Origin of the sequence: Paraburkholderia aromaticivorans, from assembly GCF_002278075.1 — a bacterium.
In the GTDB taxonomy this organism is placed as follows: domain Bacteria; phylum Pseudomonadota; class Gammaproteobacteria; order Burkholderiales; family Burkholderiaceae; genus Paraburkholderia; species Paraburkholderia aromaticivorans.
Genome location: NZ_CP022990.1, coordinates 2,931,958 through 2,956,074, shown reverse-complemented (window position 1 = coordinate 2,956,074; position 24,117 = coordinate 2,931,958). Strand labels below are relative to the sequence as shown.

Annotated in this window: 24 protein-coding genes; 6 read left to right on the top strand and 18 right to left on the bottom strand. The window is 64.2% G+C overall.

Annotation, left to right across the window (positions count from 1 at the left end):
• Window positions 1–48 precede the first annotated feature (48 nt).
• Window positions 49–930: an aldo/keto reductase family oxidoreductase gene (locus CJU94_RS32810; protein ID WP_095422674.1), complete on the bottom strand. Its 882-nt coding sequence runs from the start codon at window positions 928–930 to the stop codon at window positions 49–51.
• A 104-nt stretch (window positions 931–1,034) separates the two neighbouring features.
• Here CJU94_RS32810 and CJU94_RS32805 point away from each other — a divergent pair, with 104 nt between their 5' ends.
• Together CJU94_RS32805 and CJU94_RS32800 are read left to right on the top strand one after the other, a co-directional pair.
• Window positions 1,035–1,937, top strand: coding sequence for a LysR family transcriptional regulator (locus tag CJU94_RS32805; protein ID WP_095422673.1), 903 nt, complete (start codon window positions 1,035–1,037; stop codon window positions 1,935–1,937).
• Between the two features lie 163 nt (window positions 1,938–2,100).
• Entirely contained in the window at window positions 2,101–3,318 is a 1,218-nt protein-coding gene (locus CJU94_RS32800; RefSeq protein WP_095422672.1) for a sensor histidine kinase, read from the top strand.
• A gap of 188 nt (window positions 3,319–3,506) precedes the next feature.
• Here CJU94_RS32800 and CJU94_RS32795 read toward each other — a convergent pair whose 3' ends face one another.
• The 3 genes from CJU94_RS32795 to dld form a co-directional block, all read right to left on the bottom strand.
• Window positions 3,507–3,854, bottom strand: a complete 348-nt coding sequence (locus CJU94_RS32795; RefSeq protein ID WP_095422671.1) for a hypothetical protein — start codon at window positions 3,852–3,854, stop codon at window positions 3,507–3,509.
• 10 nt (window positions 3,855–3,864) lie between these two features.
• Window positions 3,865–4,899: a hypothetical protein gene (locus tag CJU94_RS32790; RefSeq protein ID WP_095422670.1), complete on the bottom strand. Its 1,035-nt coding sequence runs from the start codon at window positions 4,897–4,899 to the stop codon at window positions 3,865–3,867.
• A 250-nt stretch (window positions 4,900–5,149) separates the two neighbouring features.
• Window positions 5,150–6,889 carry a D-lactate dehydrogenase gene (gene dld / locus CJU94_RS32785; RefSeq protein WP_095422669.1) on the bottom strand — a complete coding sequence of 580 codons (1,740 nt, stop codon included), beginning with the start codon at window positions 6,887–6,889 and terminating at the stop codon, window positions 5,150–5,152.
• Window positions 6,890–7,045: 156 nt separating this feature from the next.
• On the opposite strand from dld, the gene CJU94_RS32780 reads away from it, so the two are divergent.
• A complete protein-coding gene (locus CJU94_RS32780; RefSeq protein WP_095422668.1) occupies window positions 7,046–7,945 on the top strand; it encodes a LysR family transcriptional regulator in 900 nt (299 codons plus the stop codon).
• 375 nt (window positions 7,946–8,320) lie between these two features.
• On the top strand, window positions 8,321–8,701 hold the full coding sequence (locus CJU94_RS32775; protein ID WP_095422667.1) for a DUF2917 domain-containing protein: 381 nt from the start codon (window positions 8,321–8,323) through the stop codon (window positions 8,699–8,701).
• Between the two features lie 195 nt (window positions 8,702–8,896).
• Here the strand turns inward: CJU94_RS32775 and CJU94_RS32770 are convergent, their stop codons facing one another.
• From CJU94_RS32770 to CJU94_RS32725, 10 genes are all read right to left on the bottom strand, one after another.
• Window positions 8,897–9,481, bottom strand: a complete 585-nt coding sequence (locus tag CJU94_RS32770; protein ID WP_095422666.1) for a hypothetical protein — start codon at window positions 9,479–9,481, stop codon at window positions 8,897–8,899.
• 513 nt (window positions 9,482–9,994) lie between these two features.
• Window positions 9,995–11,197, bottom strand: coding sequence for a 3-oxoadipyl-CoA thiolase (gene pcaF, locus CJU94_RS32765; protein WP_095422665.1), 1,203 nt, complete (start codon window positions 11,195–11,197; stop codon window positions 9,995–9,997).
• A gap of 143 nt (window positions 11,198–11,340) precedes the next feature.
• The gene (locus tag CJU94_RS32760; protein ID WP_095422664.1) at window positions 11,341–11,565 is read right to left on the bottom strand and encodes a hypothetical protein; all 225 of its coding nucleotides are present in this window, start codon (window positions 11,563–11,565) and stop codon (window positions 11,341–11,343) included.
• 175 nt (window positions 11,566–11,740) lie between these two features.
• Window positions 11,741–12,721, bottom strand: a complete 981-nt coding sequence (gene denD, locus CJU94_RS32755; RefSeq protein ID WP_095422663.1) for a D-erythronate dehydrogenase — start codon at window positions 12,719–12,721, stop codon at window positions 11,741–11,743.
• A gap of 18 nt (window positions 12,722–12,739) precedes the next feature.
• Window positions 12,740–13,528: a 2-oxo-tetronate isomerase gene (otnI, locus tag CJU94_RS32750; RefSeq protein WP_095422662.1), complete on the bottom strand. Its 789-nt coding sequence runs from the start codon at window positions 13,526–13,528 to the stop codon at window positions 12,740–12,742.
• A gap of 69 nt (window positions 13,529–13,597) precedes the next feature.
• A complete protein-coding gene (locus tag CJU94_RS32745) occupies window positions 13,598–14,935 on the bottom strand; it encodes an MFS transporter (RefSeq protein ID WP_167397593.1) in 1,338 nt (445 codons plus the stop codon).
• Window positions 14,936–15,007: 72 nt separating this feature from the next.
• Complete coding sequence (otnC, locus tag CJU94_RS32740; protein ID WP_095422660.1) at window positions 15,008–15,670, bottom strand: 3-oxo-tetronate 4-phosphate decarboxylase; 663 nt, start codon at window positions 15,668–15,670, stop codon at window positions 15,008–15,010.
• A complete protein-coding gene (gene otnK, locus CJU94_RS32735) occupies window positions 15,667–16,977 on the bottom strand; it encodes a 3-oxo-tetronate kinase (protein WP_095422659.1) in 1,311 nt (436 codons plus the stop codon). Before otnK ends, otnC begins: the two co-directional genes overlap by 4 nt.
• Window positions 16,978–16,991: 14 nt before the next feature.
• Complete coding sequence (gene ltnD / locus CJU94_RS32730) at window positions 16,992–17,882, bottom strand: L-threonate dehydrogenase (RefSeq protein WP_095422658.1); 891 nt, start codon at window positions 17,880–17,882, stop codon at window positions 16,992–16,994.
• 67 nt (window positions 17,883–17,949) lie between these two features.
• A complete protein-coding gene (locus CJU94_RS32725) occupies window positions 17,950–18,654 on the bottom strand; it encodes a FadR/GntR family transcriptional regulator (RefSeq protein ID WP_095422657.1) in 705 nt (234 codons plus the stop codon).
• A gap of 206 nt (window positions 18,655–18,860) precedes the next feature.
• On the opposite strand from CJU94_RS32725, the gene CJU94_RS32720 reads away from it, so the two are divergent.
• Window positions 18,861–19,685, top strand: coding sequence for an IclR family transcriptional regulator (locus CJU94_RS32720; RefSeq protein ID WP_095422656.1), 825 nt, complete (start codon window positions 18,861–18,863; stop codon window positions 19,683–19,685).
• 52 nt (window positions 19,686–19,737) lie between these two features.
• Here CJU94_RS32720 and CJU94_RS32715 read toward each other — a convergent pair whose 3' ends face one another.
• Window positions 19,738–20,928, bottom strand: a complete 1,191-nt coding sequence (locus CJU94_RS32715) for a M20 aminoacylase family protein (RefSeq protein ID WP_095422655.1) — start codon at window positions 20,926–20,928, stop codon at window positions 19,738–19,740.
• A gap of 134 nt (window positions 20,929–21,062) precedes the next feature.
• On the opposite strand from CJU94_RS32715, the gene CJU94_RS32710 reads away from it, so the two are divergent.
• Entirely contained in the window at window positions 21,063–21,971 is a 909-nt protein-coding gene (locus tag CJU94_RS32710; RefSeq protein WP_095422654.1) for a LysR family transcriptional regulator, read from the top strand.
• Between the two features lie 6 nt (window positions 21,972–21,977).
• On the opposite strand, the gene phnN is transcribed toward CJU94_RS32710, so the two are convergent.
• From phnN to phnF, 3 genes are read right to left on the bottom strand one after another with little or no spacing between them, the layout of a single operon-like run.
• Window positions 21,978–22,532, bottom strand: coding sequence for a phosphonate metabolism protein/1,5-bisphosphokinase (PRPP-forming) PhnN (phnN, locus tag CJU94_RS32705; protein WP_095422653.1), 555 nt, complete (start codon window positions 22,530–22,532; stop codon window positions 21,978–21,980).
• A gap of 2 nt (window positions 22,533–22,534) precedes the next feature.
• Window positions 22,535–23,257 (bottom strand): DUF1045 domain-containing protein, encoded by a 723-nt coding sequence (locus CJU94_RS32700; protein WP_095422652.1) that lies wholly within the window; start codon window positions 23,255–23,257, stop codon window positions 22,535–22,537.
• Window positions 23,254–24,012 carry a phosphonate metabolism transcriptional regulator PhnF gene (gene phnF / locus CJU94_RS32695; protein WP_095422651.1) on the bottom strand — a complete coding sequence of 253 codons (759 nt, stop codon included), beginning with the start codon at window positions 24,010–24,012 and terminating at the stop codon, window positions 23,254–23,256. Before phnF ends, CJU94_RS32700 begins: the two co-directional genes overlap by 4 nt.
• Window positions 24,013–24,117 lie beyond the last annotated feature (105 nt).

The following is a 24,117-nucleotide window of genomic DNA, read 5'->3' as shown; positions in this document are numbered from 1 at the left end:
GGCCGGCTTCGCGTAGGGAGACTGCCCGCCAGCCCTCACGTATTGCGATCACGCCTTGCCGCTAACGCCGCCGATCCTGTCCAGCTGAGCGCACACCTCGTCGGTCAAGCTCAACTGCGACGCCTGCAGATTTTCCCGCAGATGCCCCAATGACGACGTGCCCGGAATCAACAGAAGGTTAGGCGACCGATGCAGTAGCCACGCGAGCGCCACCTGCATCGGCGTCGCGCCAAGTGTTCGCGCGATGTCCGAAAGCGCCGACGACTGGATCGGCGTGAAACCGCCGAGCGGGAAGAACGGCACATACGCGATGTCCTTCTGCGCGAGGTCGTCGATCAGCGTGTCATCCGCCCGATGAACGAGGTTGTAGTGGTTCTGCACGCAGACGATTTCCGCAATGCGCCGCGCCTGCGCTATCTGCGTCGCGGTCACGTTGCTCAAACCGATGTGGCGAACGAGCCCGCGGCGTTGCAGTTCGGCAAGGGCCGTCACCTGCTTTTCAAGCGAACCTTCGGCGGGAACGTGCACGTCGCCCATCATCCGCATATTGACGACCTCGAGCACGTCGAGACCGAGATGACGCAGATTGTCGTGCACGCCACGCTCGATATCTTCCGGTTCGAGCGCCGGCAGCCACGCGCCGTCGCTGCCGCGCAACGCGCCGACCTTGGTGACGATCACGAGGTCGCCGGGGTACGGATGCAGCGCTTCGCGAATCAGCTGGTTGGTCACGTGCGGCCCGTAGAAGTCGCTCGTGTCGATATGGTTGACGCCCGACGCCACGGCTTCGCGCAGCACCGCGATCGCCTCCTTGCGATCTTTCGGCGGCCCGAATACGCCGGGTCCGGCCAGTTGCATGGCGCCGTAGCCCATGCGGCGCACGGGGCGGCCGGCCAGCGGGAAAGTGTCCGTGATGGTGGGAAGGGTCATGGTGCGCGCCTCGGTGATTGGATGAGCGAAAGTATGGGCGCGGTTGCGTTGTTTAATAAAGCCGTCTAACGTGTACGGGTTGTTTAAAAATGTGAACAATCGCCATGGAATTGAACGATCTGGCCGCATTCGTCTCGGTTGCCCGCGCAGGCGGCTTTCGGGACGCGGCGCGGGTGGGCAACGTCTCGGCGTCGAGCTTGAGCATCGCCGTGCGCCGCCTCGAAGCAAAGCTTGGTCTGCGGCTGCTCAACCGCACCACGCGCAGTGTGGCGCCGACTGAAGCCGGATTGCGCCTCATCGAGAAGCTCACGCCGCTCTTCAGCGAGATGGAAGCGGCGCTGGACGTGCTGAACGTATTCAGGGACAAGCCGGCCGGCACGCTCAAACTGAACGTGCCGGCCAGCGCCGCGCGGATCGTTTTGCCGGGCCTCGTCGCGGCGTTCCTGAAGGCCTATCCCGACATACGCGTCGAGGTCGTGGTCGAAGACGGGTTCGTCGACGTGCTGTCCATCGGCTGCGATGCGGGTATTCGCTATGACGAGCGACTCGAACAGGACATGATCGCGATTCCGATCGGGCCGCGCGTGCAACGCTTCGCCACCGCCGCGGCGCCGGGCTATCTCGACGCGCATGGGCGTCCGGACCATCCGGGCGAGCTGCTTTCGCATGCGTGCCTGCGCGGCCAGTTCGCGGGGGGCGCCATGCCGATCTGGTATTTCGAGCGCGATGGCGAAGTGCTGCAGTTAAATCCATCGGGGCCGCTGCTGGTGCGCCCCGGCGCGGCGATCGACCTCGCCATCAGCGCGGCCGTCGCCGGCGTGGGCGTCATTCATCTTTTCGAAGACATGCTTCGCCCACATCTGGACAGCGGCGCGTTGGAGCCGATTCTGGAACCGTGGTGGCAGCGTTTCCCGGGACCGTTTCTTTACTATCCGGGCCGTCGCCATTTGCCCGCGCCGTTGCGCGCGTTCGTCGATTTTTTGAAGGCGCACGATTCGCCTGCCTGACACGGGCGCGGCAGCGGACACAGGATCAAGCCATATCGGCAAGATTGACCGCATCGATGGGCCGCCGCACCAAACGCCGCCGCGGGGCGTGTTGCCTACGCAAGCGGTGTTCCACAACACGCGATTGCGGTGATAATGTCGCAACCGATCCCACTGCGCCACCATGACCGACACACGCGTTAGCCCCCTGCGCAATTTTGCCGATTACATTCGCACCGAGCGCACCCGGCTCACCGAACAATGGATGAACGCCGTCTTCGGCGACGTCGACCTCATCGAAGCGGACAAGCTCACCTACCAGCAACTGGCGGATCATCTGCCTGAGATTCTCGAAGGACTGTGCGAGGCGCTCGATATCGAAGATCTCGAACGGGTCGAGCCGGCTATCGAACGCAATGCGAGAAAACACGGCATGGTGCGCTGGCGCCAGGGCTACCGCATCGAGGAACTGGTGCGCGAACTCGATCTCTTCCATCAGGTGCTCGCCGACGCGCTCGAAGAATTCGCGGGCCTCGACAACGCGTTCACGCGCCGCCATGAGAGCCGCGCACGCCGCCTGATTGCCGAAACACTCAGTATGGTGACGCTCACGTCGATCAAGGAAGTGGTGAGCGAGCGGGACCGCAAGATCGACGAATACACCGGCCGGCTTGAACGCGCCAATCACGAACTCAAGCTGAAACAGCGTTTGGTGAGCGACCTGTACGAGTCGCGCATGCAAATTACGCGCAGCGTGGTCCATGATCTGCGCAACTTTCTGAACGCCTTTTCCATCGCACTGCAGCTGATCGGGCGCGCCCCCGCGAAAGCCGATACCGCGTTGACGCTGGCCAACCGCCAGGCCGCCGATATGAAACAGCTCGTCGATCAGATCGTCGAGTACTCCGTGGTGCTGGGCGACGGCGCCGCGCTCGTACTCGAACAGGTCGATCTGCGCGCGCTCTACGACGAACTGGTCGCCGCTTCGCGTCCGTCGATCGAGGCGAAAGGTCTCACGTTGCGTGCCGCCTTCGACCCCGCGTTGCCGACGGTCACGTCCAATCGCCTCAAGCTCAAACAGATCGCGGTCAACCTGCTCTCGAACGCCACCAAGTACACCAAGTCCGGTGAAGTCGAACTCGACTTCGCGATGGCCGGCGAGTCGCACTGGTCGATTCGCGTTTCCGATACCGGCGTGGGTATTGCGCCGTCGGACGCCGACCGCGTGTTCGACGAATTCGAGCGCGCCGCGGGCGAAGATATTCCGGGCACGGGGCTCGGTCTCGCGATCGTCAAGGAGTTGTGCCGGGTGTTGAACGGGCACATCGATTTTGTGTCGCGTGAGGGTGTAGGGACGACGTTCGAGATTCGCTTTCCGTTAGTGCTCGCGGAACCGGAGTAAGACGGCGGGAAATCGGCAATCGGCGGCTCCGTACTCAATTTCGATCCGGGCGCGGCGCAGAGAGCCGAATCTGCGTGGATTCGCTTCAGCCACGAGGCCGCGGATCGCCAAGCGCGCTCCCCGGCTGTGCAGGCACGCGGGCGCGCTCCATTTCGCGGCGTGAGCGGCGCGGGTATCGATCAGCCGCTCTACTCCGCCAGTCCGCTGCCGCCCGTCGACACACATCCGCTCATGGCGCCGCCTCTGTCGCTCAGGCCGCGAACAACCACTTCGGATGATTTGCCGTCACGTCTCGCCAGCTCCGCGAGGTCGAGCAACGCCGCATAGCGGGCGGAGCAATCCCGCGACGACGCACTCGCCCTGCGCGTATCGGCTGCGGTCCCGAAACGGCACATCGCAATCGCCAACCCGGTCGCCACGACTAGCGCCGCCAGCACGCCCGATTTGTAGAAGCGCCGTGTCGATGAATCCTCGAGAGCCGGTCTGAACGCGGCGCTGCCACCCTGCTCCACTGTCACACGTGATTTGACTCGCATGGCTGCCCCCTCACGCCCAGTGCGCCGGCACCCAGACACGCCCGACCCAATGGCCCGGCACCCAAACCGCCGGACGCGGCGCGGCATACACCACCCGCGGAGCGACATACACAGCGGGCGGCGGAGGCGGCGGTGCGTAGACGACCGGCGGCGGCGGCACATAGGCCACCGGCGGCGCGACCACGACCGGCTTCGGTACAACCACGACCGGCGCGGGCGCCACGACCACCGTGGGCGGCGGCACATACGCGACGGGCGGCGCGACGACCACCGGCTTCGGCGCCACGACCACCGTGGTGCCGCCCGTCGCGACGACGCCCGTACTCGCCACCACCGTCCCGCTCGACGTCACCGTGTTGCCGTGCGTACCCGTCACGCTAGTCGAGGTCGTCACGACGCCCGCTGCGACACGCGTGGCCGAACCCGAGTGATCGACCGTGCCGCCATTCTGGCCGGTCACCGTGCCGGAGCGCGAACAGGTCGAGCCGGCGCAATTCGTCGACGCCGAATGACTGACCGTATTGCCGTTCGCGCCGGTCACCGATCCCGACGACGAATACTGCCCCGCGCCGGTCCTCGTGACATCGCCGGACGTGGTGGCCATTTTGCCGTCCGGACCCGTGAGGGTGCCGGCGTGCGAGCACGTTCCGCCGGCGCAACTGGTGTCGCCCGAGTGTTGGACGGAGTTGCCGTAGCGACCGGTCGCGGTGCCCGAATTGGAGAACTGGCCCGGCGCAGTGCGAGTCACCGTGCCGGTGTTGGTGGCGAGGCCGCCGTAGGGGCCGACGACGCCGCCCGCATGCGAACAGCTGCCACTGCCACACGAGCCGTAACGCGCGCCGTTATAGGTGCCGCGCGAGGTGTAGGCCGTGGCATGCTGCGACCAGGCGAACGCCGATGCACTGCCGAGTGCGAGCGCGGCGGTTGCGGCGGAAAGTACGAGCTTGCGCAGCGCGCCGCGTGCGGATGAACGGGCCGGTATCGAGCCGGAAACGGAGGCAGCGGCAGGAACGGCAGCCGGGACGACGAACGAACGATTCTTCACGAGATATCCTTCCTGGATTCGGGCCACTTCGGTGACTGCGGCGTGGCAACGAACGGACTATAGAAGGACGCGTCGACATAATCGACAGGGAAGATATGTCGCGCTGTTTCACCACGAGGAAGGCCCGTGGGATAAGGGTTTGCGGGCGTTTTCCACGCTGCGCGACACATTTCGACATAACTTGTTGCGGGCCGGCGCAGGCGCGCGTCACCTCGCCTCGCCCCACTCATGTGCGTCCGAATGCGGCGCTTCAACCCGCCGCTTCGCGGTACTTCGCGAACTTCGACATTTGCCCGACTCCCGGATTGAAGCAGTTGCAAGGATCGAGCTGCTGATAGAACGCGGCGAGCTGCGGCTTCGCGTGATACAGATGCCCGACGTTATGCTCCGCCGGATATTCCGCGCCGCGTCGATCCAGCAACATCCACATCTTGTGTTCGACTTCGAGGCAATCGTTGCCCTTCTTGACGATGTAATCCTGGTGGAACACGTGGCACAGGAAGTGGCCGTAGTACAACTTGATCGCGATCGTCTTTTCGATCTCCGGCGGCAGCGTTTCGATCCAGTCGGGATCGTTGCGGCGCAGCGCCACATCGAGTGCGACGATGTCCTCCACCTCCCGCGGATGCACGGCACGATAGCGAACCGCGGCGCCCGCGGCGGCGAAGCGATGCAGGAACGCTTTTCTGCCCTCTTCTTCGGTGCATTCGAAGTAACCGCCGCTTGCGTTTTCGAAATAGCGCGAGAGAAACGCACGCGTTTCCTCGACACTGTAGGCCGCGACTTTCAACATCAGATGATGCTCATACTTGTCACGGTACTGCTTCATACGCGGCGGCAAATGGTTTGGGAACAGCCGGCTTACGGCCTGCAAGACGCGGTCGGTGAAATGCGAAGGGAACCAGCCGAGGCGATCGAATAGCGCATCGAAACGGCTTTTCAAGCCGAACAGCGCGGGCAGTCTGGACGTGCCGAGATAGTTGATCGCGAGGAAGCTATCCTTGCCGTACTTTTCTGCAATGTCGAAAGCGTCGCGATGCAGGTATTCGCCCGAGATCGGCAGATGTTTGAAGCCGTGCAGCGCGTGCCGGCGGATCGCCGTGAGTTCGTCCGGCCGGTTCGTGCCGATATAGAACACCTTGGCGCTGTGCTCGATCGGAAACGTGTCGAGCCGCACGCCGAACACCATCAGTTTGCCGGCCGAGCCCGACGCTTCATGCAGTCGCTGTGGATCGGCGTTGAAACGCGCCGGCGTATCGGCGTCGATCTCACGCACGTGAGTCGCGTAACCGTGGTCCGACCCGGCGCCCGCGTCGTGCCGGACGTCGGCATCCGAAAACTCGCCGCGCTCGAGCCGGCCAAGAATTTCGTCGGGCGACTCCCCGAGCTCGATGCCGAGGTGATTGACGAGGCTCAGTCTGCCTGTCGCGTCGACCTGCGCGAAGGCCGCCATTTCCGTATACGCCGGGCCACGCTGCACCAGCGCGCCCCCCGAGTTATTGCAGACACCGCCGAATACCGACGCGCCGATGCAACTCGAGCCGATCACCGAATGAGGCTCACGCCCGAGAGGCTTCAGCACTTTTTCCAACTGGTCGAGCGTCGCCCCCGGAAGGCAGACCACCTGCTTGCCATTGTCGATGAGGTACACCTTCTTCATCCGGGTCGTGCTGACGATCACGATGTCGCGATCGTAGTCGTCGCCGTCAGGCGTCGAGCCGCCCGTGAGACCCGTGTTCGAAGCCTGCGTAATGACGATCACGTTCGCCGCGATGCATGCCTGCAACACCTGCCACTGTTCGACGACCGTGCCGGGACGTACCACCGCGAGCGCCTTGCCTGTGCCGAAACGAAACCCCGTACGGTAGCGGCGGGTCGCGCCGTCGTCCGTCAAGGTGTGCTTCTTGCCGACGATGTTGCGCAGATCCGCAACGAGCCTTTGGGCCGCGACGGCCGGCTGGTTGGCGAGAGGTGCATACGCTGCTGACATAGAACTTCTCCTCGGCGAATGTTGATTGCGATGCGCGACGATTGCGGCCAGTGATTTCGGGTGCGGCCTTTGAGCGCATCGGATTGACGCAAAGGTTAGAATCAGTCCGGTCATTAGTCCAATATCTCGAAGTCACATTTTGGAGACGAAAAAGATATGGAATTTCGTCAGTTGCGCTACTTTCTCGCGGTCGCCGAGCATCTGCATTTCACGGATGCCGCCACGCACCTCGGAATCGCCCAACCGCCGTTGAGTCAGCAGATCCTGAAGCTCGAGCGCGAAATCGGCACGCCGTTGTTCATCCGTCATCCGCGCCGCGTCGAATTGACCGAAGCCGGGCGGCTGTTTCGCGAGCGTGCTCAACGTATCGTTGAAGATGCGCGAGAGGCTTTGGTCGAAGTGCAGAATGCGGGCCGCGGAGAGACAGGCCGGCTTTCGCTCGGTTTCGCGGGTTCCACGGTGTTCCATCCAGCCGTCGCGATGACGATGCAACGGTATCGTCACGCCTATGAGCGCGTGACGATCGGCTGCGAGGAAAGCAACAGCTCGCTGCTGCTCGACAAGGTCGCCGCGCGGCAACTCGATGCCGCCCTGGTGCGCATGCCGCTGAACTGCCGGGATTTGATCGTGCAACCGCTGGTCGAGGAAGACATGCTGGTCGTGCTGCCGGCAAGCCACCGGTTGAACCGGCGGCGGCGCGTCAATCTGGCAGACCTGGCGGACGACTCGTTTATCCTCTTTCCGCGGCCGATCGGCCCGGACCTGTATGACTCGATCATCAGCGCCTGCCGCGAAGCCGGCTTTGCGCCGTCTATCAGCATGGAGTCGCCACAGATCTCGTCGGCGGCCAACCTCGTGGCGGCAGGATTCGGCGTTGCGGTGGTGCCCGCGTCGATCCGGCAGATCCAGGTCGAAGGTGTGTCGTATCACGAACTGCAGGGCAAACCGCTTTCAACAGGTATTGCGCTGATCCATCGGCAGCGTGAGAAATCGCCGACCGTGCTGAACTTCGTGAGGATTTTGCGGCAGCAGCGCAGCGCATCCCGCACGACGTGAGACTGCCGCGAGTCTGAGGGAAAAAGCGCTACGTCTTGCGAAGCATGCGCGCCGCCCCGATTCGCTTAACCTCGCCCGGCACTGGACAGGTCACGTCGCGCGGACTGCACACGGCACGCGCAGCGTTTGTGCTGATGGCGATTTTCTGTTGACAAGACCCGCGGCAAAACGGCACACTCAATCCCATGTTGACGCACCTCTTCATCGCTAATGCGATTACACACCCGAAGCGAGCCATGAGCGGCTGGCCATTGGGAGTTTGTGTGCGTTAGCAGTCTGAATCTGCGTAACCAATCCCCAAGGCCCCGCCGGTAACGGAAGGGGCCTTTTGTTTTGTGGGCGCCTCCGTCCGCCGGCTTGATGACGGAGAGCAAGATGGATCAGGCAAGCCCGCAGTGCATGGATGACGACTCGAGCCGGTTCGCGTATCAGCAGGACGAGCGTCTGCCGAAGGTGGTGGTGCATTTTTCTGTCATGCCCGGCGCGACGCTGACATGGCGTGTCGAAGCCGATAGCACGCTCGCCGTAAAGGACGCGCGCCTCTGGCTCACACGCGTCAGCTCCCCTTACGATCATTGGCTCGACCCGGGCCAGACATTCCAGCTGCATCGCGGCGAGCGCATATGGCTCAGTACGGATGGTCAATGCGCGGCGCGAGTGTCCTTGAGTTGCGCGCTTCCGTCGAAAGGCGGCCTGTTCAGACGTTGGCTGGGACGGCTCGCATGGTTGAGCCTCGGGCCGCCTGCGCCGCGTTAGCAGCGCTGACGGCTGCGTGTTTGACGAAGCTTTTGTGGCTCCGACAAAACAACACCCCTGCCACTAGGGGTGTTGGAGGCGTCTGCCTGGCGCAGCATGCGGGCTCGCGGGAGCCGACATGCTGTTGTCCTGCGTGACGGCACTGGCATGCTCGGCTGCATGACAACGCCGCGATTACTACCGTGACTGCAGCGGTCACTGCGCGGTGTCTTGCGGCGTCACCTGAACGGCTGCTGCCGAGACAAAGACCGCGTGAATCGTATCGCCTACCTTGACGTCCTTCAGATCGACGTCCTGGCCGACTTGGAGCGTTTGCGTCTGATACGCGCCGCGCAGCGTGACCAGACGCTTCTTGCGATCGATCTTCTGCACGGTGGCGAGCACCTCGACCTGGCGAGCGGATTCGAAACCACCCGAGGCCGGTGCGTACACCTGTGTATCGACGCGCGCGCGAACACCCTTGTCCTTGCCCGTGACCTTCTCCGCCTTCACGAGCAACGCGTTCTTGTAGAGCACGTCCACCCGGTCGCCCACTTTCAACTGGTCGAATCCGGCCACCTGCTGGCTCACCATGACGACCACCGCATTGCCGTCCGGCCCCTTGAGCGTGAGCGTGCGGCTACCCGGGTCGATACCCACGATCTGCGCCTTCACGTGCACCGGCTCCACAGCGCTGACCACGCCCTGCGCGGCACTGGCCATGGCATCTTGCGCCCATGCGGGCTGGGCTGCGGCGAACGCCGCGACCATCAACGCTGCGCCAATTGTCGCTGCCTTCATATATGTGCTCCTTGAAAAATTATTGGATCCAGCGTAACGGCGATCTAAAAATATGGAATGCCGATGTTTAACGCCGCGAGTACTTGGGCATCTTGAAGATGATAGTTTTTTAAAGGTACGACCCAGACGATTTTACATGGCTCACAGCAAACTGTGATTGATTGAATTGTGATTTTCGGTTGAATGAGGGAATGGCGCAAAGTGCCGCGGCGTAGCGTCGCAGCGGGATCGTGGCTGTTGACAATACTGTGACATTTTTACGGCTACTCTTAATGGGCGGCACGTTTCAAATGCAATCGGCATTAAACACAAACTGCAAGGCCGTTGAATGGGCAGTCGATATCCCGTGATATCCCGACATAATCCACAACGTCTTTAGTCCGAATTGGACTCACATTCAAACTACGTGTGATCGGTGCTCGCATAAAAAAACAGCCTCATCGCGCGAGCGAAGAGGCTGTTGCTTGCTGCCTGAACCAAAGCTCGAACCGCGCGCGCGGGTCCCCTAAACGGTCACACCCGTTCGATCGCGATCGCAATGCCCTGGCCGACGCCGATACACATCGTGCACAGCGCGAAGCGGCCTTGCGTGCGATGCAGCTGATACATCGCGGTGGTCACCAGACGCGCGCCGCTCATGCCGAGCGGGTGGCCGAGCGCGATCGCGCCGCCATTCGGGTTCACGCGGGCGTCGTCGTCGGCCACGCCGAGTGCGCGCAGCACCGCGATGCCTTGCGAAGCGAACGCCTCGTTCAGTTCGATCACGTCGAATTGATCGATGGTCATGTTCAGGCGCGCCAGCAGTTTCTGTGTGGCGGGCGCCGGGCCGATGCCCATCACGCGCGGCGCGACGCCGGCCGTCGCGATACCCAGCACGCGGGCGCGCGGGGTGAGGCCGAAGCGTTTGGCGGTCTCTTCATTGGCGAGCAGCAGGGCCGCCGCGCCGTCGTTCACGCCCGACGCATTGCCTGCCGTGACCGTGCCGTCCGGACGCACCACGCCCTTGAGTTTGGCGAGCGTTTCGAGGCTCGTTTCACGCGGATGCTCGTCTTGCGACACCGTAACCGGATCGCCCTTCTTCTGTGCGATCGTCACGCCGACGATTTCCTGCGCGAGCGTGCCGTCGCGTTGCGCGCGCGCCGCTTTTTGCTGGCTGCGCAATGCGAAGGCGTCCTGATCGGCACGGCTGATGTTGTAGTCGGTCGCGACGTTTTCGCCGGTCTCCGGCATCGAATCGACACCGTACAGTTTCTTCATCAACGGATTGACGAAACGCCAGCCGATCGTCGTGTCGTAGATCTCGGCCTGGCGCGAGAATGCGCTGGTGGCCTTGCCCGTCACGAACGGCGCGCGGCTCATGCTTTCGACACCGCCCGCCACCATCAACGCGGCCTCGCCCGACTTGATGGCGCGCGCGGCAATGCCGACCGCGTCCATGCCCGAGCCGCACAGACGGTTCACGGTGGAGCCCGGCACGTCCAGCGGCAAACCCGCCAGCAGCAGCGACATGCGCGCGACGTTGCGATTATCTTCACCGGCCTGGTTCGCGCAGCCGTAGATCACGTCGTCGATCGCGTTCCAGTCGACGTTTTTGTTGCGCTCCATCAGCGCTTTGAGCGGCACGGCGCCCAGATCGTCGGCGCGTACCGACGACAGCGAACCCGCATAGCGGCCGATGGGGGTGCGAATCGCGTCGCACAGGAATGCTTCGGTCATGTGATGTCTCCAGTTGATGTGCTGCGCGCGCCGCGCCACGACCGGATTCCGGCATGACGCGGGCTGGATGCGCGGATGCGCCGACCCGGCGTCCCGCAAGTGGACTCAACGCGACGGGAAGCGGCCGCAAGGCAGCCTTCGCGTCAGATCAGCTTAACGCAGATGATGGACGATGGACGCGGAATTCCGGTCATTTGTTCTTTATACGAACACACGGTCATATATCGAACAACCAGGCTCGATAATAGGCGCGTCGCGGAAACCATGTCAAGCGCGCGCAGGCCTGCACCAGGGAATACGTGCAGGCCGCGACGCTGGTTGAAAAGGATCAGACGATTGACGCGCCATGCCGGCACATAGGCATTCATGGCGCCGGCACGAGACTCGATGAGTGCCCGGAGACTGCTTGGGCACTGTTCGGTGACGATATGGGCACTGCCTGGGGAGACCGCCCGCAGACTATCTGGGCACTGCCTGGTGACCGCTCGCGGGCTACCTGGGCACGGCTGCGGCACTGCCCGCGGACCGTGCGGAAAACTGCGACTAGCGAATCTCGATATGCTCGTCCGCAACATAACTGCGGATCACGTCGGCAAAGCTGCGCTCGCCGCTCAACCCCAGCTTTTCGGCGCGCGACGTATCCCACCGCCCCGGCCAGCTGCCGACGATTTTTTCGACCCGCGCGTCCCGCTCCCACACGATCCGCCCGGCGGCCGCGTCGCCCGCGACCTCGCGCAGCGCGGCGACCATCTCGTCGACGCTCACTGAAATACCCGGCAGATTCAGCACACGCTGGTTACCGAGCGCGGCGGAATCGAGTTCGAGTCCCGCGATCAGGCTCTCGATCGCCTTGCGCGGCGACAGCAGCCAGAGCCGCGTCGAGCCCGAGACCGGGCACACCGCGGCTTCACCGTTCAACGGCTCGCGAATGATGCCGCTCGCGAACGACGAAGCCGCCGCATTCGGCTTGCCCGGCCGCACGCTGATGGTGGGCAGCCGCAGCACGCGGCCGTCGACGAAACCACGCCGTGCGTAGTCGTTGAGCAACAACTCCGCGATTGCCTTCTGCGCGCCATACGACGACTGCGGATTCAACGCCGTGTCGTCCTGCACGACTTCTGGCAACTCGCCGCCATACACCGCCACGGAGCTCGTGAACAGCACGCGCGGCCGGTGGCCACGCTGCCGGCACGTTTCCAGCAACAGCCGCGACGCATCCAGATTGATGCGCATGCCGAGATCGAAATCCGCTTCGGCCTGCCCGCTGACGATCGCGGCCAGATGGAAGATCGCCGAGGTCTTGTCGTCGATCACGCGCTCGAGCACGCTGCGCTCGGCGATATCGCCGACCTCAGTGCGCACGCGGCTGTCGCCGAAATCGTTGGCTTGCACCACGTCGAGCAGCACGAGTTCGCTCATTGCTTGCGGCGTGCCTTGCGTGTCCTTCAGGGAACCGCGCGCGAGCAGTTCACGCGCGAGACGCTGGCCGAGAAAACCCGCGCCGCCGGTAATCAGTACTTTCATGATGAGTGTCGTCCTTGGTTAGCGGTTCGCGTTCAGATACGGTTTGAGCCAGCCGAGACCGGCCGAGGTGCCCGCGCGCGGCCGGTATTCGCAACCGATGTAGCCGTCGTAGCCGAGCGAGTCGATCAGCTCGAGCAGATACGGGTAGTTCAGCTCGCCCGTGTCCGGCTCATGCCGTTCCGGCACGCCCGCGATCTGAATGTGGCCGATGCCCGCCATATCGCGCTTCAGTTTCACTGCGAGGTCGCCTTCGACGATCTGGCAGTGGTAACAGTCGAACTGCACCTTGAGATTCGGCGCGCCGACTTCGGCGCAGACCGCTTGCGCTTCGTCCTGACGGGTCAGAAAAAAGCCCGGCATGTCACGCGTATTGATCGGCTCGATCACGACCGTTATGCCTTCGGCTTGCGCGGCCTTCGCCGCATACGCGAGGTTGCTCAAATACACCTCGCGATGCTTCGCGCGAGACTGGTCAGCGCCGATCAGGCCGGCCATCACATGCAGCTTGCGATTGCCGATCACGCGCGCGTAGTCGAACGCCGTCTCGACGCCGCGGCGGAATTCGTCTTCGCGTCCCGGCAGCGACGCAATGCCGCGCTCGCCGGCGGCCCAGTCGCCGGGCGGCGCATTGAAGAGCGCCTGCGTCAGACCGTTCGCGGCGAGACGCGCCTGGATGTCGGCGGCGGGGAAATCGTAGGGAAACAGAAACTCGACCGCTTCGAAACCGTCTTGTGCCGCGGCGGCAAATCGGTCGAGGAAAGCGTGCTCGTTGTACATCATCGAGAGGTTGGCGGCGAAGCGAGGCATGGCAGCGACTCCTTGAAAACAGTGCGATCCCGCGCGCCGCAGCGACGCATGCCACGCGCGGGTATCGATTTATCGGTTGACCAGTTTGGGCGGCGTGAGCCACGTGGCGATCGCGCCGATCACGAGCATGCCGGCGAGCACATACATGCCGGTCTGCGTGCTATGCGTGAGATCCTTCAGATAGCCGATCATGTAAGGGCTCGCGAAGCCCGCGAGATTGCCGATCGAATTGATGATCGCGATACCGGCCGCGGCGGTCGCGCCCGACATGAACGCGGTCGGCAACGACCAGAAAAGCGGCGCGCAGGTCAGCACACCGGCGGCAGCCAGCGAGAGCGACACGATCGACACGACCGTGTTGTCGGCAAACGAAGCGGCCACCGTGAAGCCGATCGCACCGAACAGCGCCGGCACGATCAGATGCCAGCGGCGCTCACGGCGCTTGTCGGCGCTATGCCCCATCAGATTCATCACGACGATCGCGCTCAGAAACGGAATCGCGCTCAGCAGACCGATATTGAGTGCGCCCGTCACACCGGTCGATTTGACCAGCGTCGGCATCCAGAACGTCAGGCCGTATTGGCCGGTGACGAACGCGAAATAGATCAGCGACATCCACCACGTGCGCGGATCGCGGAACACGGCGCCGAGGGAATGCTTCTGCGTCTTGTCCTGCGGCTGCGCCGCGGCGATTTCATCGGTGAGCAGGCGCTTTTCGCGCTCGTTCAGCCACTTCGCGCTGGAAATGCCGTTGTCGAGATACAGGATCGTCGCGATACCGATCGCGATGGCGGGGATCGCTTCGATCAGGAACATCCATTGCCAGCCCGCGAAACCCGAGCTGTTGTGGAACGTCTGCATGATCCAGCCGGACAGCGGATTGCCGAAGATGCCCGACACCGGAATCGCCGACATGAACACCGCGATGATCTTCGCGCGCCGATGCGACGGGAACCAGTAGGTCAGGTACAGGATCACGCCGGGATAGAAACCGGCTTCGGCGAGACCCAGCATGAAGCGCAGGATATAGAACTGCATCGGCGTCTTCACGAAGACGAACAGCGCCGAGAGCAAGCCCCACGTGATCATGATCCGCGCGATCCAGATGCGCGCGCCGATCTTGTGCATCAGAATGTTGCTCGGCAACTCGAACAGAAAATAGCCGATGAAAAACACGCCGGCGCCGAGACCGAACACCGTTTCGCTAAAAGCCAGGTCTTGCGACATCTGCAGTTTCGCGAAGCCGACATTCACGCGGTCCAGATAAGCGACCACGTAGCACAGCATCAGAAACGGCACGATGCGCCAGAACACTTTCTTGTAGGTGCGCTCGACTTCGGCGGCGCCGGGTTGTCCCGCGGCGGCGGCTGCAACCGGGTGGCTGGATGCGGCTTGATACGAACTCATGCATTGTCTCCTTGAATGGATGGCCCGACGCGGCGCCTCGCGCGCGGCCGGGCTTTGTTTTGTCGGCTTTTTCTACCAGCGCGCGCCGAACACGCTGCGCAGTTCTTCGAGTGCGGCTTCGTCGAGCGGCGCGGGCCGGGGCTGGGTCATCAACCACAGACGCGCGGTCTCCTCGAGTTCTTCGAGCGCATAGGCGGCTTGCGCCACCGAACGCTCCCAGACCACCGGACCGAGACGTTCGAGCAGCACCGCGCGAACGCTGTCGGCGAGCGCGGCGATCTGTTCGGCGACTTGCGGATCGCCGGGCCGCTTATAGCGAATCAGGGGGACGTGGCCCACTTTCATCACGTAGTACGGCGTGATGGGCGGCAGGATGTCGGTTTCGCGCCAGACGCCCGCGAGTGTCAGCGCGACCAGATGCGTCGAATGGGTATGAACGATGCCGCGTGCTTCGCCGTTGCGCGCATAGATGCCGCGATGCAGCGCCAGCGTTTTCGACGGCCGCCCGCCCGACACCGCATTGCCGTCGAGGTCGACCTTGGCGATATCGGCGGGGTCGAGTCGGCCGAGACAGGCATCGGTCGGCGTGATCAGCCAGCCGTCGTCGAGCCGCGCGCTGATGTTGCCGGCGGTGCCCACGGTATAGCCGCGTTGATACAGACTCGCGCCGGTCACGCAGATTTCTTCGCGCACGCGTGCTTCGTTCGTCGCGTGAAGTGCGGGAGCGCTGGTCATTGCACGTCTCCGTCAAGATGCCGCAGCGCTTTTTCGAAGAAGTCCGTCGTGCCGAAGTTGCCGGATTTCAGCGCGAGCGCGAGCGGCTCGGCGCCGGTCGTCGCGGTAGCCGGCACGCCGGGATCGATCTGCGCGCCGATGCGCAGCGTGTGCACGTCGAGTGCCTGCACCACCGCGCCCGAGGTTTCGCCACCCGCCACCACGAACTTGCGCACGCCGCGCTCGCGCAAACCGCGCGCAATCGAGGCCAACGTGGATTCGACCAGATGCCCTGCTTCATTCACGCCGAGTTCGCGTTGCACCGCCTTGACTTCGTCGGGCGTCGCGGTTGCATAGATCAGCACGGGTTCGGCTTTGTCGAGGTATGGCTGCGCGAAAGCGAGCGCCTGTTCGACGACGTTTTCGCCGCGCGCCGCCGCGAGCGGATCGATGCGAAACGCGGGCCGTGTGGCTCGCCACTCGGCCACCTGAGCATTGGTCGCTTTCGACGCACTGCCGGCGAGCACTGCGGAAAACCCATCCACGAGCGGTAATTGCGCGGCGTCCGCCTGTTCCGCCAGCAACCCCGCGCGACGAAAGTTATCCGGCAAGCCCAACGCGACACCCGAACCGCCCGTGATCAGCGTCAGATCGGCGCAGGCTTCGCCGAGCAGGTAGAGGTCGGCGTCGGACACCGCATCGGCGATCGCCATGCGCACGCCTTCTTTACGCAAGGCGTCGAACGCGTCGCGCACGGCCGGCACGCCTTGCGCCACGACGTCGTAGCGCACGAGGCCGACTTTCGAGCCGGTCTGACGTTGCAGCACGCTGACGAGGTTCGCATCGCGCATCGGCGTGAGCGGATGGTTCTCCATGCCCGACGCGTTGAGCAACGCGTCGCCGACGAACAGATGGCCGCGAAAGATCGTGCGGCCGTTCTCGGGAAACGCCGGACAGGCGATCGTGAAAGCACCGGCACTGCTGTCGGCGGATAGCGCGTCGAGCAGCGCATCCGTCACCGGGCCGATATTGCCCGCGTCGGTCGAATCGAAGGTCGAGCAGTATTTGAAGAAGAACTGGCGGCATCCTTGCGCGCGCAACCAGTCGAGCGCGGCGAGCGATTGCGCGACCGCGTCGGCCGCGGGGATCGTGCGCGATTTCAGCGCGACCACGAGGGCGTCGGCCTCGATCGTTTCATTCGATGCGGGCACGCCGATAGTCTGCACCGTGCGCATGCCGCCGCGCACCAGCATGTTGGCGAGATCGGTGGCGCCGGTGAAATCGTCGGCGATGCAGCCGAGCAGCGCGCGTTTCGTATTGGCCGTCATGGCGCGACTCCTGTTTACTTCGCCGCCGGCACGTCGATGCCGGGGAAAATCTTGATCACCGCCGAATCGTCTTCACCGCCGTGGCCGGCCGTGGACGCCATCATGAACATTTGATGCGCCGCCGCCGACAACGGCAGCGGGAATTTCGAGCGGCGCGCGGTATCGAGCACGAGGCCGAGATCCTTGACGAAAATATCGACGGCGGAAAGCGGTGTGTAGTCGCCATTGAGAATGTGCGGCACGCGGTTCTCGAACATCCACGAATTGCCCGCGCTATGCGTGATGACCTCGTACAGCGCATCCGGATCGACGCCCTCGCGCAAACCGAGCGCCATGGCTTCGGCCGCCACCGCGATATGCACGCCGGCCAGCAACTGGTTGATGATCTTCACCTTCGACCCCGCGCCGTACCCGTCGCCAAGGCGATACACCTTGCCGGCCATCGCGGCCAGCACGTCCTCGCACGCGGCGTAGGCCGCCGCCGGACCGGAGGTCATCATGGTCATCTCGCCGGATGCCGCGCGCGCCGCGCCGCCCGAGACGGGAGCATCGAGCATCTGCAAGCCGGCGGCCTCGACGCGCTTGCCGAGTTCGATCGCGAACTCGGGCGCCACGGTCGCGCAGGCGATCACCACACCGCCCTTTTTCATCGCGGCGAGCGCGCCCTGCTCGCCGAACAGCACGGTTTCGGTTTGCGCGGCATTCACGACCAGCGTGACGACCACCTCGCATTGCGCGCCGAGTTCGGCGGGCGTCGCGCAACCCACGCCGCCTTGCGCGACGAACGCATTCAGGACCTCGCTGCGCAGATCGCACGCATGCACGCGAAACCCCGCGCGCAGCAGCGAGCGCGCGACACCCAGGCCCATTGCACCAAGACCGATGACACCGACATTTCTGGACATGCTTGACCTCTATGAATTCGTTGGACGCTCGCGCCTGAAACCGGGCACTGGAGCCCGGCGCTGAAGCTCAGCAAATCCCCGCTTCCGCGAGACGCCGTGCCGCGTTGTACATATGAGTTCGCGCCGCATTGCGCGCCGCCATCGGATCGCCGGCCCGGATCGCGGCGGCAATCGCGGCATGCTCTTCGCGCACCTGACGCGAGAAGTCCTCGCGCAACGCTTCGTTGCGGCGCGTCACGACCGTGCCGGCTTCGAGATACTGATTCAGGAACGTGAGGGTCTTGAGGAAATACGGATTGCCGGTGGCCGCCGCGATCGCGCGATGGAAGGCGACGTCTTCCGCCACGCCGTCTTCTCCTTCGGCCACGGCTTCGTCGATCTTCGCGAGCGCCGCATCGATCGACACCATGTCGGCGTCGCTGCGGCGCATCGCGGCTTCCGATGCGACTTCCGCTTCGATGGCCCGGCGCAACGCGAGAATCTGCACCACCGAGCCCGGCTCGACCGCTTCCGCGTAGTCGATACGCAGCGGCCGGATCGCGCCATGCGCGGCGATGAACACGCCGCTGCCCTGGCGCGGTTCGACCACGCCTTCATTCTTCAGCCGCGAGATCGCCTCGCGGATCACCGTGCGGCTCACGCCGAACTGCTGCGCGAGCACGGCCTCGGTGGGCAGCTTGCCGCCACGCTTGAAGGTGCCCTTGTCGATCTGCTTCAGAAGCTGTTGCGCGACCGTGTCGCTCAACGCCCGCGCAGGAATCTTGTCGAACATCCGTGCCTCGATTGATCATGTTATCGGGTCATCATACAAATTTTCGATGCAACCTGCATCCATGCAAACCCTGGCATTTTTGAGCATCGGAGGGCAAAGTTGGCGAAACAGAAGGCTTAAGCTATCGTCACGCCTTTGCGCCGCATCGCGCGGGTGACCCGGCGCGCCGTGCGCCCGCCTTTCCTCGAACGCATCTTTCAAGGTCCATGAGCCAAGCCCTGCCGCCGTCTTCCGCCGTTCCCGCCAGCGCCGAACCGGCCCCGGACAAACCGGGCGACTCATATGTGCAGTCGTTCGCCCGCGGTCTCGCAGTGATCCGCGCGTTCGACGCCACGCGTTCCGAACAGACGCTCACCGACGTCGCCGCCGCGACTGGCCTCACGCGCGCCGGCGCACGCCGCATTTTGCTGACGCTGCAAACGCTCGGTTATGTGGAAGCCGAAGGGCGCCTCTTTCGCCTCACGCCGAAGATTCTGGACCTCGGCTTCGCGTATCTGACCTCCATGCCGTTCTGGAATCTCGCCGAGCCGTTGATGGAACAACTGTCGGCGCAGGTTCACGAGAGCGTTTCGGCGGCCGTGCTCGATCGCACCGAGATCGTCTACGTGCTGCGCGTGCCGACGCACAAGATCATGACGATCAACCTGTCGATCGGCAGCCGCTTGCCGGCGTACTGCACCTCGATGGGCCGTGTGCTGCTGTCCGCGCTCGACGACGAGACTCTGGAAGCGACGCTCAGTTCGGCACCGCTCTACGCGCACACGCCGCGCACGGTCACCGACAAGGAAGAGTTGAAAAAGCTGATCGCGCAGGTACGCCGCCAAGGCTGGGCGATCGTCGATCAGGAGTTGGAAGGCGGACTGATTTCGCTGTCCGCGCCGATTCGCAATCGCCAGGGACGCGTGATCGCCGCGATGAATATCAGCGGCAACGCGCAGCGCAATTCGGCGAAGCAAATGGTGAAGGCGTTTCTGGAACCGCTGCAGCACGCCGCGCAAACCGTCTCGGAGATGGTGGCGAGGCGCGGATAATCTCGACGGCCGGCGCCGTGCCATGACGGCGCGGCGCGGCTTCACCCCGGGGTCACCGACCCAGATAGCGCTCCACCAGCCGCGTCCAGAACGCCGCGCCGACCGGCAGATTGCGGTCGTTGAAGTCGTAATGCGGGTTGTGCACCATGCAGCCGTCCTCGCCGGCGCCATTGCCGATCCGCAAGAACGTGCCCGGCCGCTTCTGCAGCATGAAGGCAAAATCTTCGCTGCCCATCAGGATGTCGGTCTGCGCGACCACATTGTCATCGCCGACCAGTTCGCGAGCCACTTCCACCGCGAAATCCGTTTCGGCATCCGAATTGACCACGACCGGATAGCCTTCGATATATTCCACCACCGCCTTGCCGCCATAGCTCGCGGCCTGGGATTCGGCGAGCTCCGTAATGCGCTTCTTCAACAGCGCGCGCACTTCGGGGCTGAACGAGCGCACGCTCAACTCCAGCTTCGCGCTGCTCGAGATCACGTTGTTCGCGGTGCCCGCATGCATGGAACCGACCGTCACCACCGCCGGTTGCGACGGGTCGACGTTGCGCGCGACGATGGTCTGCAACGCCATCACGATGCTCGCCGCCACCACGACCGGATCGACCGTCAGATGCGGACGCGCCGCGTGGCCGCCCACGCCTTCGATCGTGATGATCGCCTTGTCGCCCGCCGACATGAACGGCCCTTTGCGAAACAGCAGCACGCCCGGCTCCTCGCCAGGATGGTTGTGCACGCCGAACACGGCGTCACAGGGAAAGCGCTCGAACAGGCCGTCGTTGATCATCTTCAGCGCGCCGCTGTCGATGCCGCTCTCCTCGGCCGGCTGAAAGTACAGATGCACCGTGCCCGAAAAGTTGCGCGTGGCCGCCAGACGTTGCGCCGCGCCGAGCAGCATGGTGGTGTGGCCGTCGTGGCCGCATGCGTGCATCTTGCCGTGCGTGCCGCTCGCATACGGCAAGCCGGTTTGCTCGATGATCGGCAACGCGTCCATGTCGGCGCGAATGCCGATGCTGCGCTTGCCGTCACCCACCTTCAGCGTGCCCACCACACCGGTTTGGCCGACGCCGCGCGTGACCTGCCAGCCCCATTGCTCGAGCTTGTCGGCCACCAGTGCGCCCGTCTGGTGTTCCTCGTAAGCCAGTTCCGGGTGGTGGTGAATGTGATGGCGGATCTCGCGCAGGCTCTCGGCGGCAGGCACCAGGTCGGACACTTCGGTAAAACGCGCGGCTTCGCTCATCTCTAAGACTCCATGGGTTCACGGCCGCGTCGAAGCGCGGCAAACAGGCGAGCACTATAGCCACGCCGTCTGGTTCGAATAAGATGCTGTTTTTTTCACCCCGATTAACAACCGTTATATACGGGATTACCCCCATGAAACTGCAGCAATTGCAGGCGTTCGTCGCTGCCGCCCATCACCGCAGCCTGCGCGCCGCCGCGCGCGAACTCGGCGTGACGCAGCCGGCGGTGACGCATACCATTCGCGAGCTCGAAAGCGCGCTGAATGCGGAACTGATGGTACGCAGCGTGCGCGGCATCGAATTGACGGCATGCGGGCTCGCGCTCTTGCCGCGCGCCGAACAGTTGCTGGGCGATATGCGGCGCACGGTGGAAGCCGTCGAGCAGGTGAAGGGAGAGCTGGCCGGCAAGGTGAGCGTGGGCACCACGCCGTCGATCGCCCTCACGGCGCTGCCGCATGCGGTCTCGAAGTTCCGCCGCGCGATGCCGCTGGTCAACCTGCATCTGGAAGAAGTGACGATACCGGATGCAGTGGCGCGTTTGCGCAATGGCGCGCTGGATATCGCGGCGATCCATCATGTGCAGGCGCTCGACAGCGATCTGGTGCAGGCCCCCCTCTACTCGACGCAGTTCGTCGTCGCCATGCGCGCCGGGCATCCGCTTGCCAATGTGAGGCGCCTGCATGAGCTGCTCGACGCGGAATGGATCGTGACCGTGGGCGCCGATCACTTTCCCCACAGTGTAATGATGGCGATGTTCAACGCGCACGGCTTGCCGGTGCCGAAGCGGCTGGTGCGGGCGTCGTCGTCGTTCGCGGTGACGCTCGGGCTGGTCTCGCAAACCGACGTGATCGGCTGCTTTACCCGGCCGCTCGCGCAGATGGTCGCGCCACTCGGCATCCGCGTCGCGCAGATCGAAGAGGCGCTGCCGAACTATGACCTCAGCATCATCTCGCGGCGCGATTTATTGCCGACGCCGGCCGTCCTGCAATTCGTATCCTGCTTGCAGGACGCCACACGGGAGCGCATGGCGGTTGCCCAATAGTACGGCTTACTGAACGTCAGCTTCAGCTTGCAGAAACGCAATCAATGCATGGCCGGCGTCATCCAGCGGGCCGGAATTGTCGATCGTGGTACAGCGCACGCCATCCGGCAGCGAGAACGGCGCACGGCGCGCGAGCCGCGCCGCCACCTGTTCCGCCGACTCGCGCGCCCGCGCGCCGAGCCGCGCTTCGAGAATATGCGGTGCGGCGTCCACGTGCACCACTTCGGTATGCGGATAACGCGCCAGCGCGTGTTGCAAATACTGACGCGAGCCGTTGACGACCACCGTGCAACCGCGCGCCAGCCACGCATCCAGCTCGATGCCGATGCCATAGCGCAGCGAGTGGCTCGACCATTCGAGCGCGAACAGGCCGAGCACGGAGCGCGCCGCAAACTCTTCGACGCTCAACGCCACATGCGCTTCGCCATTGCCGCTCGGCCGCGTGATATAGCGATGCGCGAACAGAATCGGCTCGCCCATCAGGCGCTTGCGGGCAAACTCCAGCAACGAATCCTTGCCCGCGCCGGACGGCCCCATGACATAGACCAAACGACCTGCCATTGTTATTTCACCTCGTCGGTCTGAAACGGCAGACGCTGCCACAACACGAACGGCTCGCCCGGGGCCGGCTCGACGAAGAGCGCGGCCTGATCGACAGGCAGCGGCCCGAGTGCGGGCGTTCGCTCCTGCCACCATGCGACCAGCGTGGCGCGCTCGTGCGCATCGGCGAGCGAACTGGAGAGCGTCATGTGAAAACGGAATTCGTCGAACACGTAGGGATAGCCCCATTCGATCAGCAGCGCACGTTGCCTTTCGCTCAGCGGGGCCGCCAGACGGCGCGCGAGATCGGCGGCGGACGGCCGCGCGCGCAAGGTGTCGAGCGTTCGCAGCGCGCTCGTCGCCACCTCGCGAATGTGGGCTTCGCCCTGTGCGGTGGCCGGCCTCAGCGCGACGAAATCGCCAAGCGTCGCGGCCTCCACCGGCAACGCGAAGGCGCTTTGCGTGCGCGCCCATTCACGCGCAGCTTGCAATATGTAAGCCTGTGTCACGCCCTCGGCGAGTCGAAACGGCGCGACCAGTGTGCCATGCCAGCCGTAGCGGCGCGGCGCCTCGGTCATCGCGGCGAGCGCTCGCGTCAGTCGCGCGGGTTGCGGCGATTCGCAGCGCTCGCCGCTTTGCGCATCTCGCGCGAGCCACGCCGAACCGGCCTGCCACCATGCCGACTCCCTCGAAGGTGCGTAATACACGGCGAAACGAGCCTCGGCGCCCCATGCGGCGCCGCTCACAGATCGTGCTCCACCAGCAGTTGCACGCGGTCGGCGGCAAAGTGCGTGAAGCCGTATTTGACCGGCGTGCCTTGCAGATCCACGTCGACGTTTTCGACCCACAGCACCGGCTGCTGACGGTTGATATTCAGGCGGCGCGCCACCTCCGGTTCGGGCAGCACGCTGCCGATACGGCTCCACTTGCGCAGGTAATCGTTCACGCCGAATTCCGCCATCGATCTGGTGATGCTGCCGGTCCGCTCCAGCACCTGCGGCAAGTCCGCGAACCGCGCCGCCGGATACCAGTTGCGCGCGAACGTGAGCGGCACGCCGTCGGATTCGTGCAGCGATTCGATCCGGTAGACCGGCGCGCCAGCCCGCAGACCCAGCGCCTTCGCCACGCTCGGCTCGGCCTTCACGCGCGCGGCCGACAACATCGTGCCCGCCGCCGCGTGATGCTGCTGGCGCAGGTTTTCCGTGAAGCGCGTGCGGCGGCCAATCGTATAGTCGATGGCGCCCGGTTGCACGAAGGTGCCGCGCCCCTGCTCGACACTGACGAGCCCCAGCGCGGCAAGACCCAGCATGGCCCGGCGCACCGTATGCCGGTTCACGTCGAAGCGTTTGGCGAGTTCGCCCTCGCTCGGCAGGCGCCCTTCTTCGCCGAAACCGCTGGCGGCGATTTCCGCCGCCAGGATCTGTTCGATCTGCCGCCACACGGCAACGCCCGCGCCGCGTTCGAGCATCGTGCCCGGCGTCGCGTTGTCGTTCGATGTCATGGTGCTGTCATTCCCTTGGGTTCAAATAATCGCTATGACGTGCATTGTAGTGCGCAAGCCGTGATGGAAATGTGAAACGGCCGGCAGGCGCCACGGAGCTCCGCA

Bases quoted from the DNA above. Each gene is read 5' to 3' on its own strand.
- CJU94_RS32805 (WP_095422673.1), top strand. From the start codon at position 1,035: ATGGAATTGAACGATCTGGCCGCATTCGTCTCGGTTGCCCGCGCAGGC.
- CJU94_RS32810 (WP_095422674.1), bottom strand. From the start codon at position 930: ATGACCCTTCCCACCATCACGGACACTTTCCCGCTGGCCGGCCGCCCC.
- CJU94_RS32720 (WP_095422656.1), top strand. From the start codon at position 18,861: ATGAGCCAAGCCCTGCCGCCGTCTTCCGCCGTTCCCGCCAGCGCCGAA.
- CJU94_RS32725 (WP_095422657.1), bottom strand. From the start codon at position 18,654: ATGTTCGACAAGATTCCTGCGCGGGCGTTGAGCGACACGGTCGCGCAA.
- denD (WP_095422663.1), bottom strand. From the start codon at position 12,721: ATGAAAGTACTGATTACCGGCGGCGCGGGTTTTCTCGGCCAGCGTCTC.
- CJU94_RS32780 (WP_095422668.1), top strand. From the start codon at position 7,046: ATGGAATTTCGTCAGTTGCGCTACTTTCTCGCGGTCGCCGAGCATCTG.
- otnI (WP_095422662.1), bottom strand. From the start codon at position 13,528: ATGCCTCGCTTCGCCGCCAACCTCTCGATGATGTACAACGAGCACGCT.
- phnF (WP_095422651.1), bottom strand. From the start codon at position 24,012: ATGACATCGAACGACAACGCGACGCCGGGCACGATGCTCGAACGCGGC.
- CJU94_RS32795 (WP_095422671.1), bottom strand. From the start codon at position 3,854: ATGCGAGTCAAATCACGTGTGACAGTGGAGCAGGGTGGCAGCGCCGCG.
- CJU94_RS32760 (WP_095422664.1), bottom strand. From the start codon at position 11,565: ATGAATGCCTATGTGCCGGCATGGCGCGTCAATCGTCTGATCCTTTTC.
- dld (WP_095422669.1), bottom strand. From the start codon at position 6,889: ATGTCAGCAGCGTATGCACCTCTCGCCAACCAGCCGGCCGTCGCGGCC.
- CJU94_RS32800 (WP_095422672.1), top strand. From the start codon at position 2,101: ATGACCGACACACGCGTTAGCCCCCTGCGCAATTTTGCCGATTACATT.
- ltnD (WP_095422658.1), bottom strand. From the start codon at position 17,882: ATGTCCAGAAATGTCGGTGTCATCGGTCTTGGTGCAATGGGCCTGGGT.
- CJU94_RS32710 (WP_095422654.1), top strand. From the start codon at position 21,063: ATGAAACTGCAGCAATTGCAGGCGTTCGTCGCTGCCGCCCATCACCGC.
- pcaF (WP_095422665.1), bottom strand. From the start codon at position 11,197: ATGACCGAAGCATTCCTGTGCGACGCGATTCGCACCCCCATCGGCCGC.
- CJU94_RS32745 (WP_167397593.1), bottom strand. From the start codon at position 14,935: ATGAGTTCGTATCAAGCCGCATCCAGCCACCCGGTTGCAGCCGCCGCC.
- CJU94_RS32775 (WP_095422667.1), top strand. From the start codon at position 8,321: ATGGATCAGGCAAGCCCGCAGTGCATGGATGACGACTCGAGCCGGTTC.
- otnK (WP_095422659.1), bottom strand. From the start codon at position 16,977: ATGACGGCCAATACGAAACGCGCGCTGCTCGGCTGCATCGCCGACGAT.
- otnC (WP_095422660.1), bottom strand. From the start codon at position 15,670: ATGACCAGCGCTCCCGCACTTCACGCGACGAACGAAGCACGCGTGCGC.
- CJU94_RS32715 (WP_095422655.1), bottom strand. From the start codon at position 20,928: ATGAGCGAAGCCGCGCGTTTTACCGAAGTGTCCGACCTGGTGCCTGCC.
- CJU94_RS32770 (WP_095422666.1), bottom strand. From the start codon at position 9,481: ATGAAGGCAGCGACAATTGGCGCAGCGTTGATGGTCGCGGCGTTCGCC.
- phnN (WP_095422653.1), bottom strand. From the start codon at position 22,532: ATGGCAGGTCGTTTGGTCTATGTCATGGGGCCGTCCGGCGCGGGCAAG.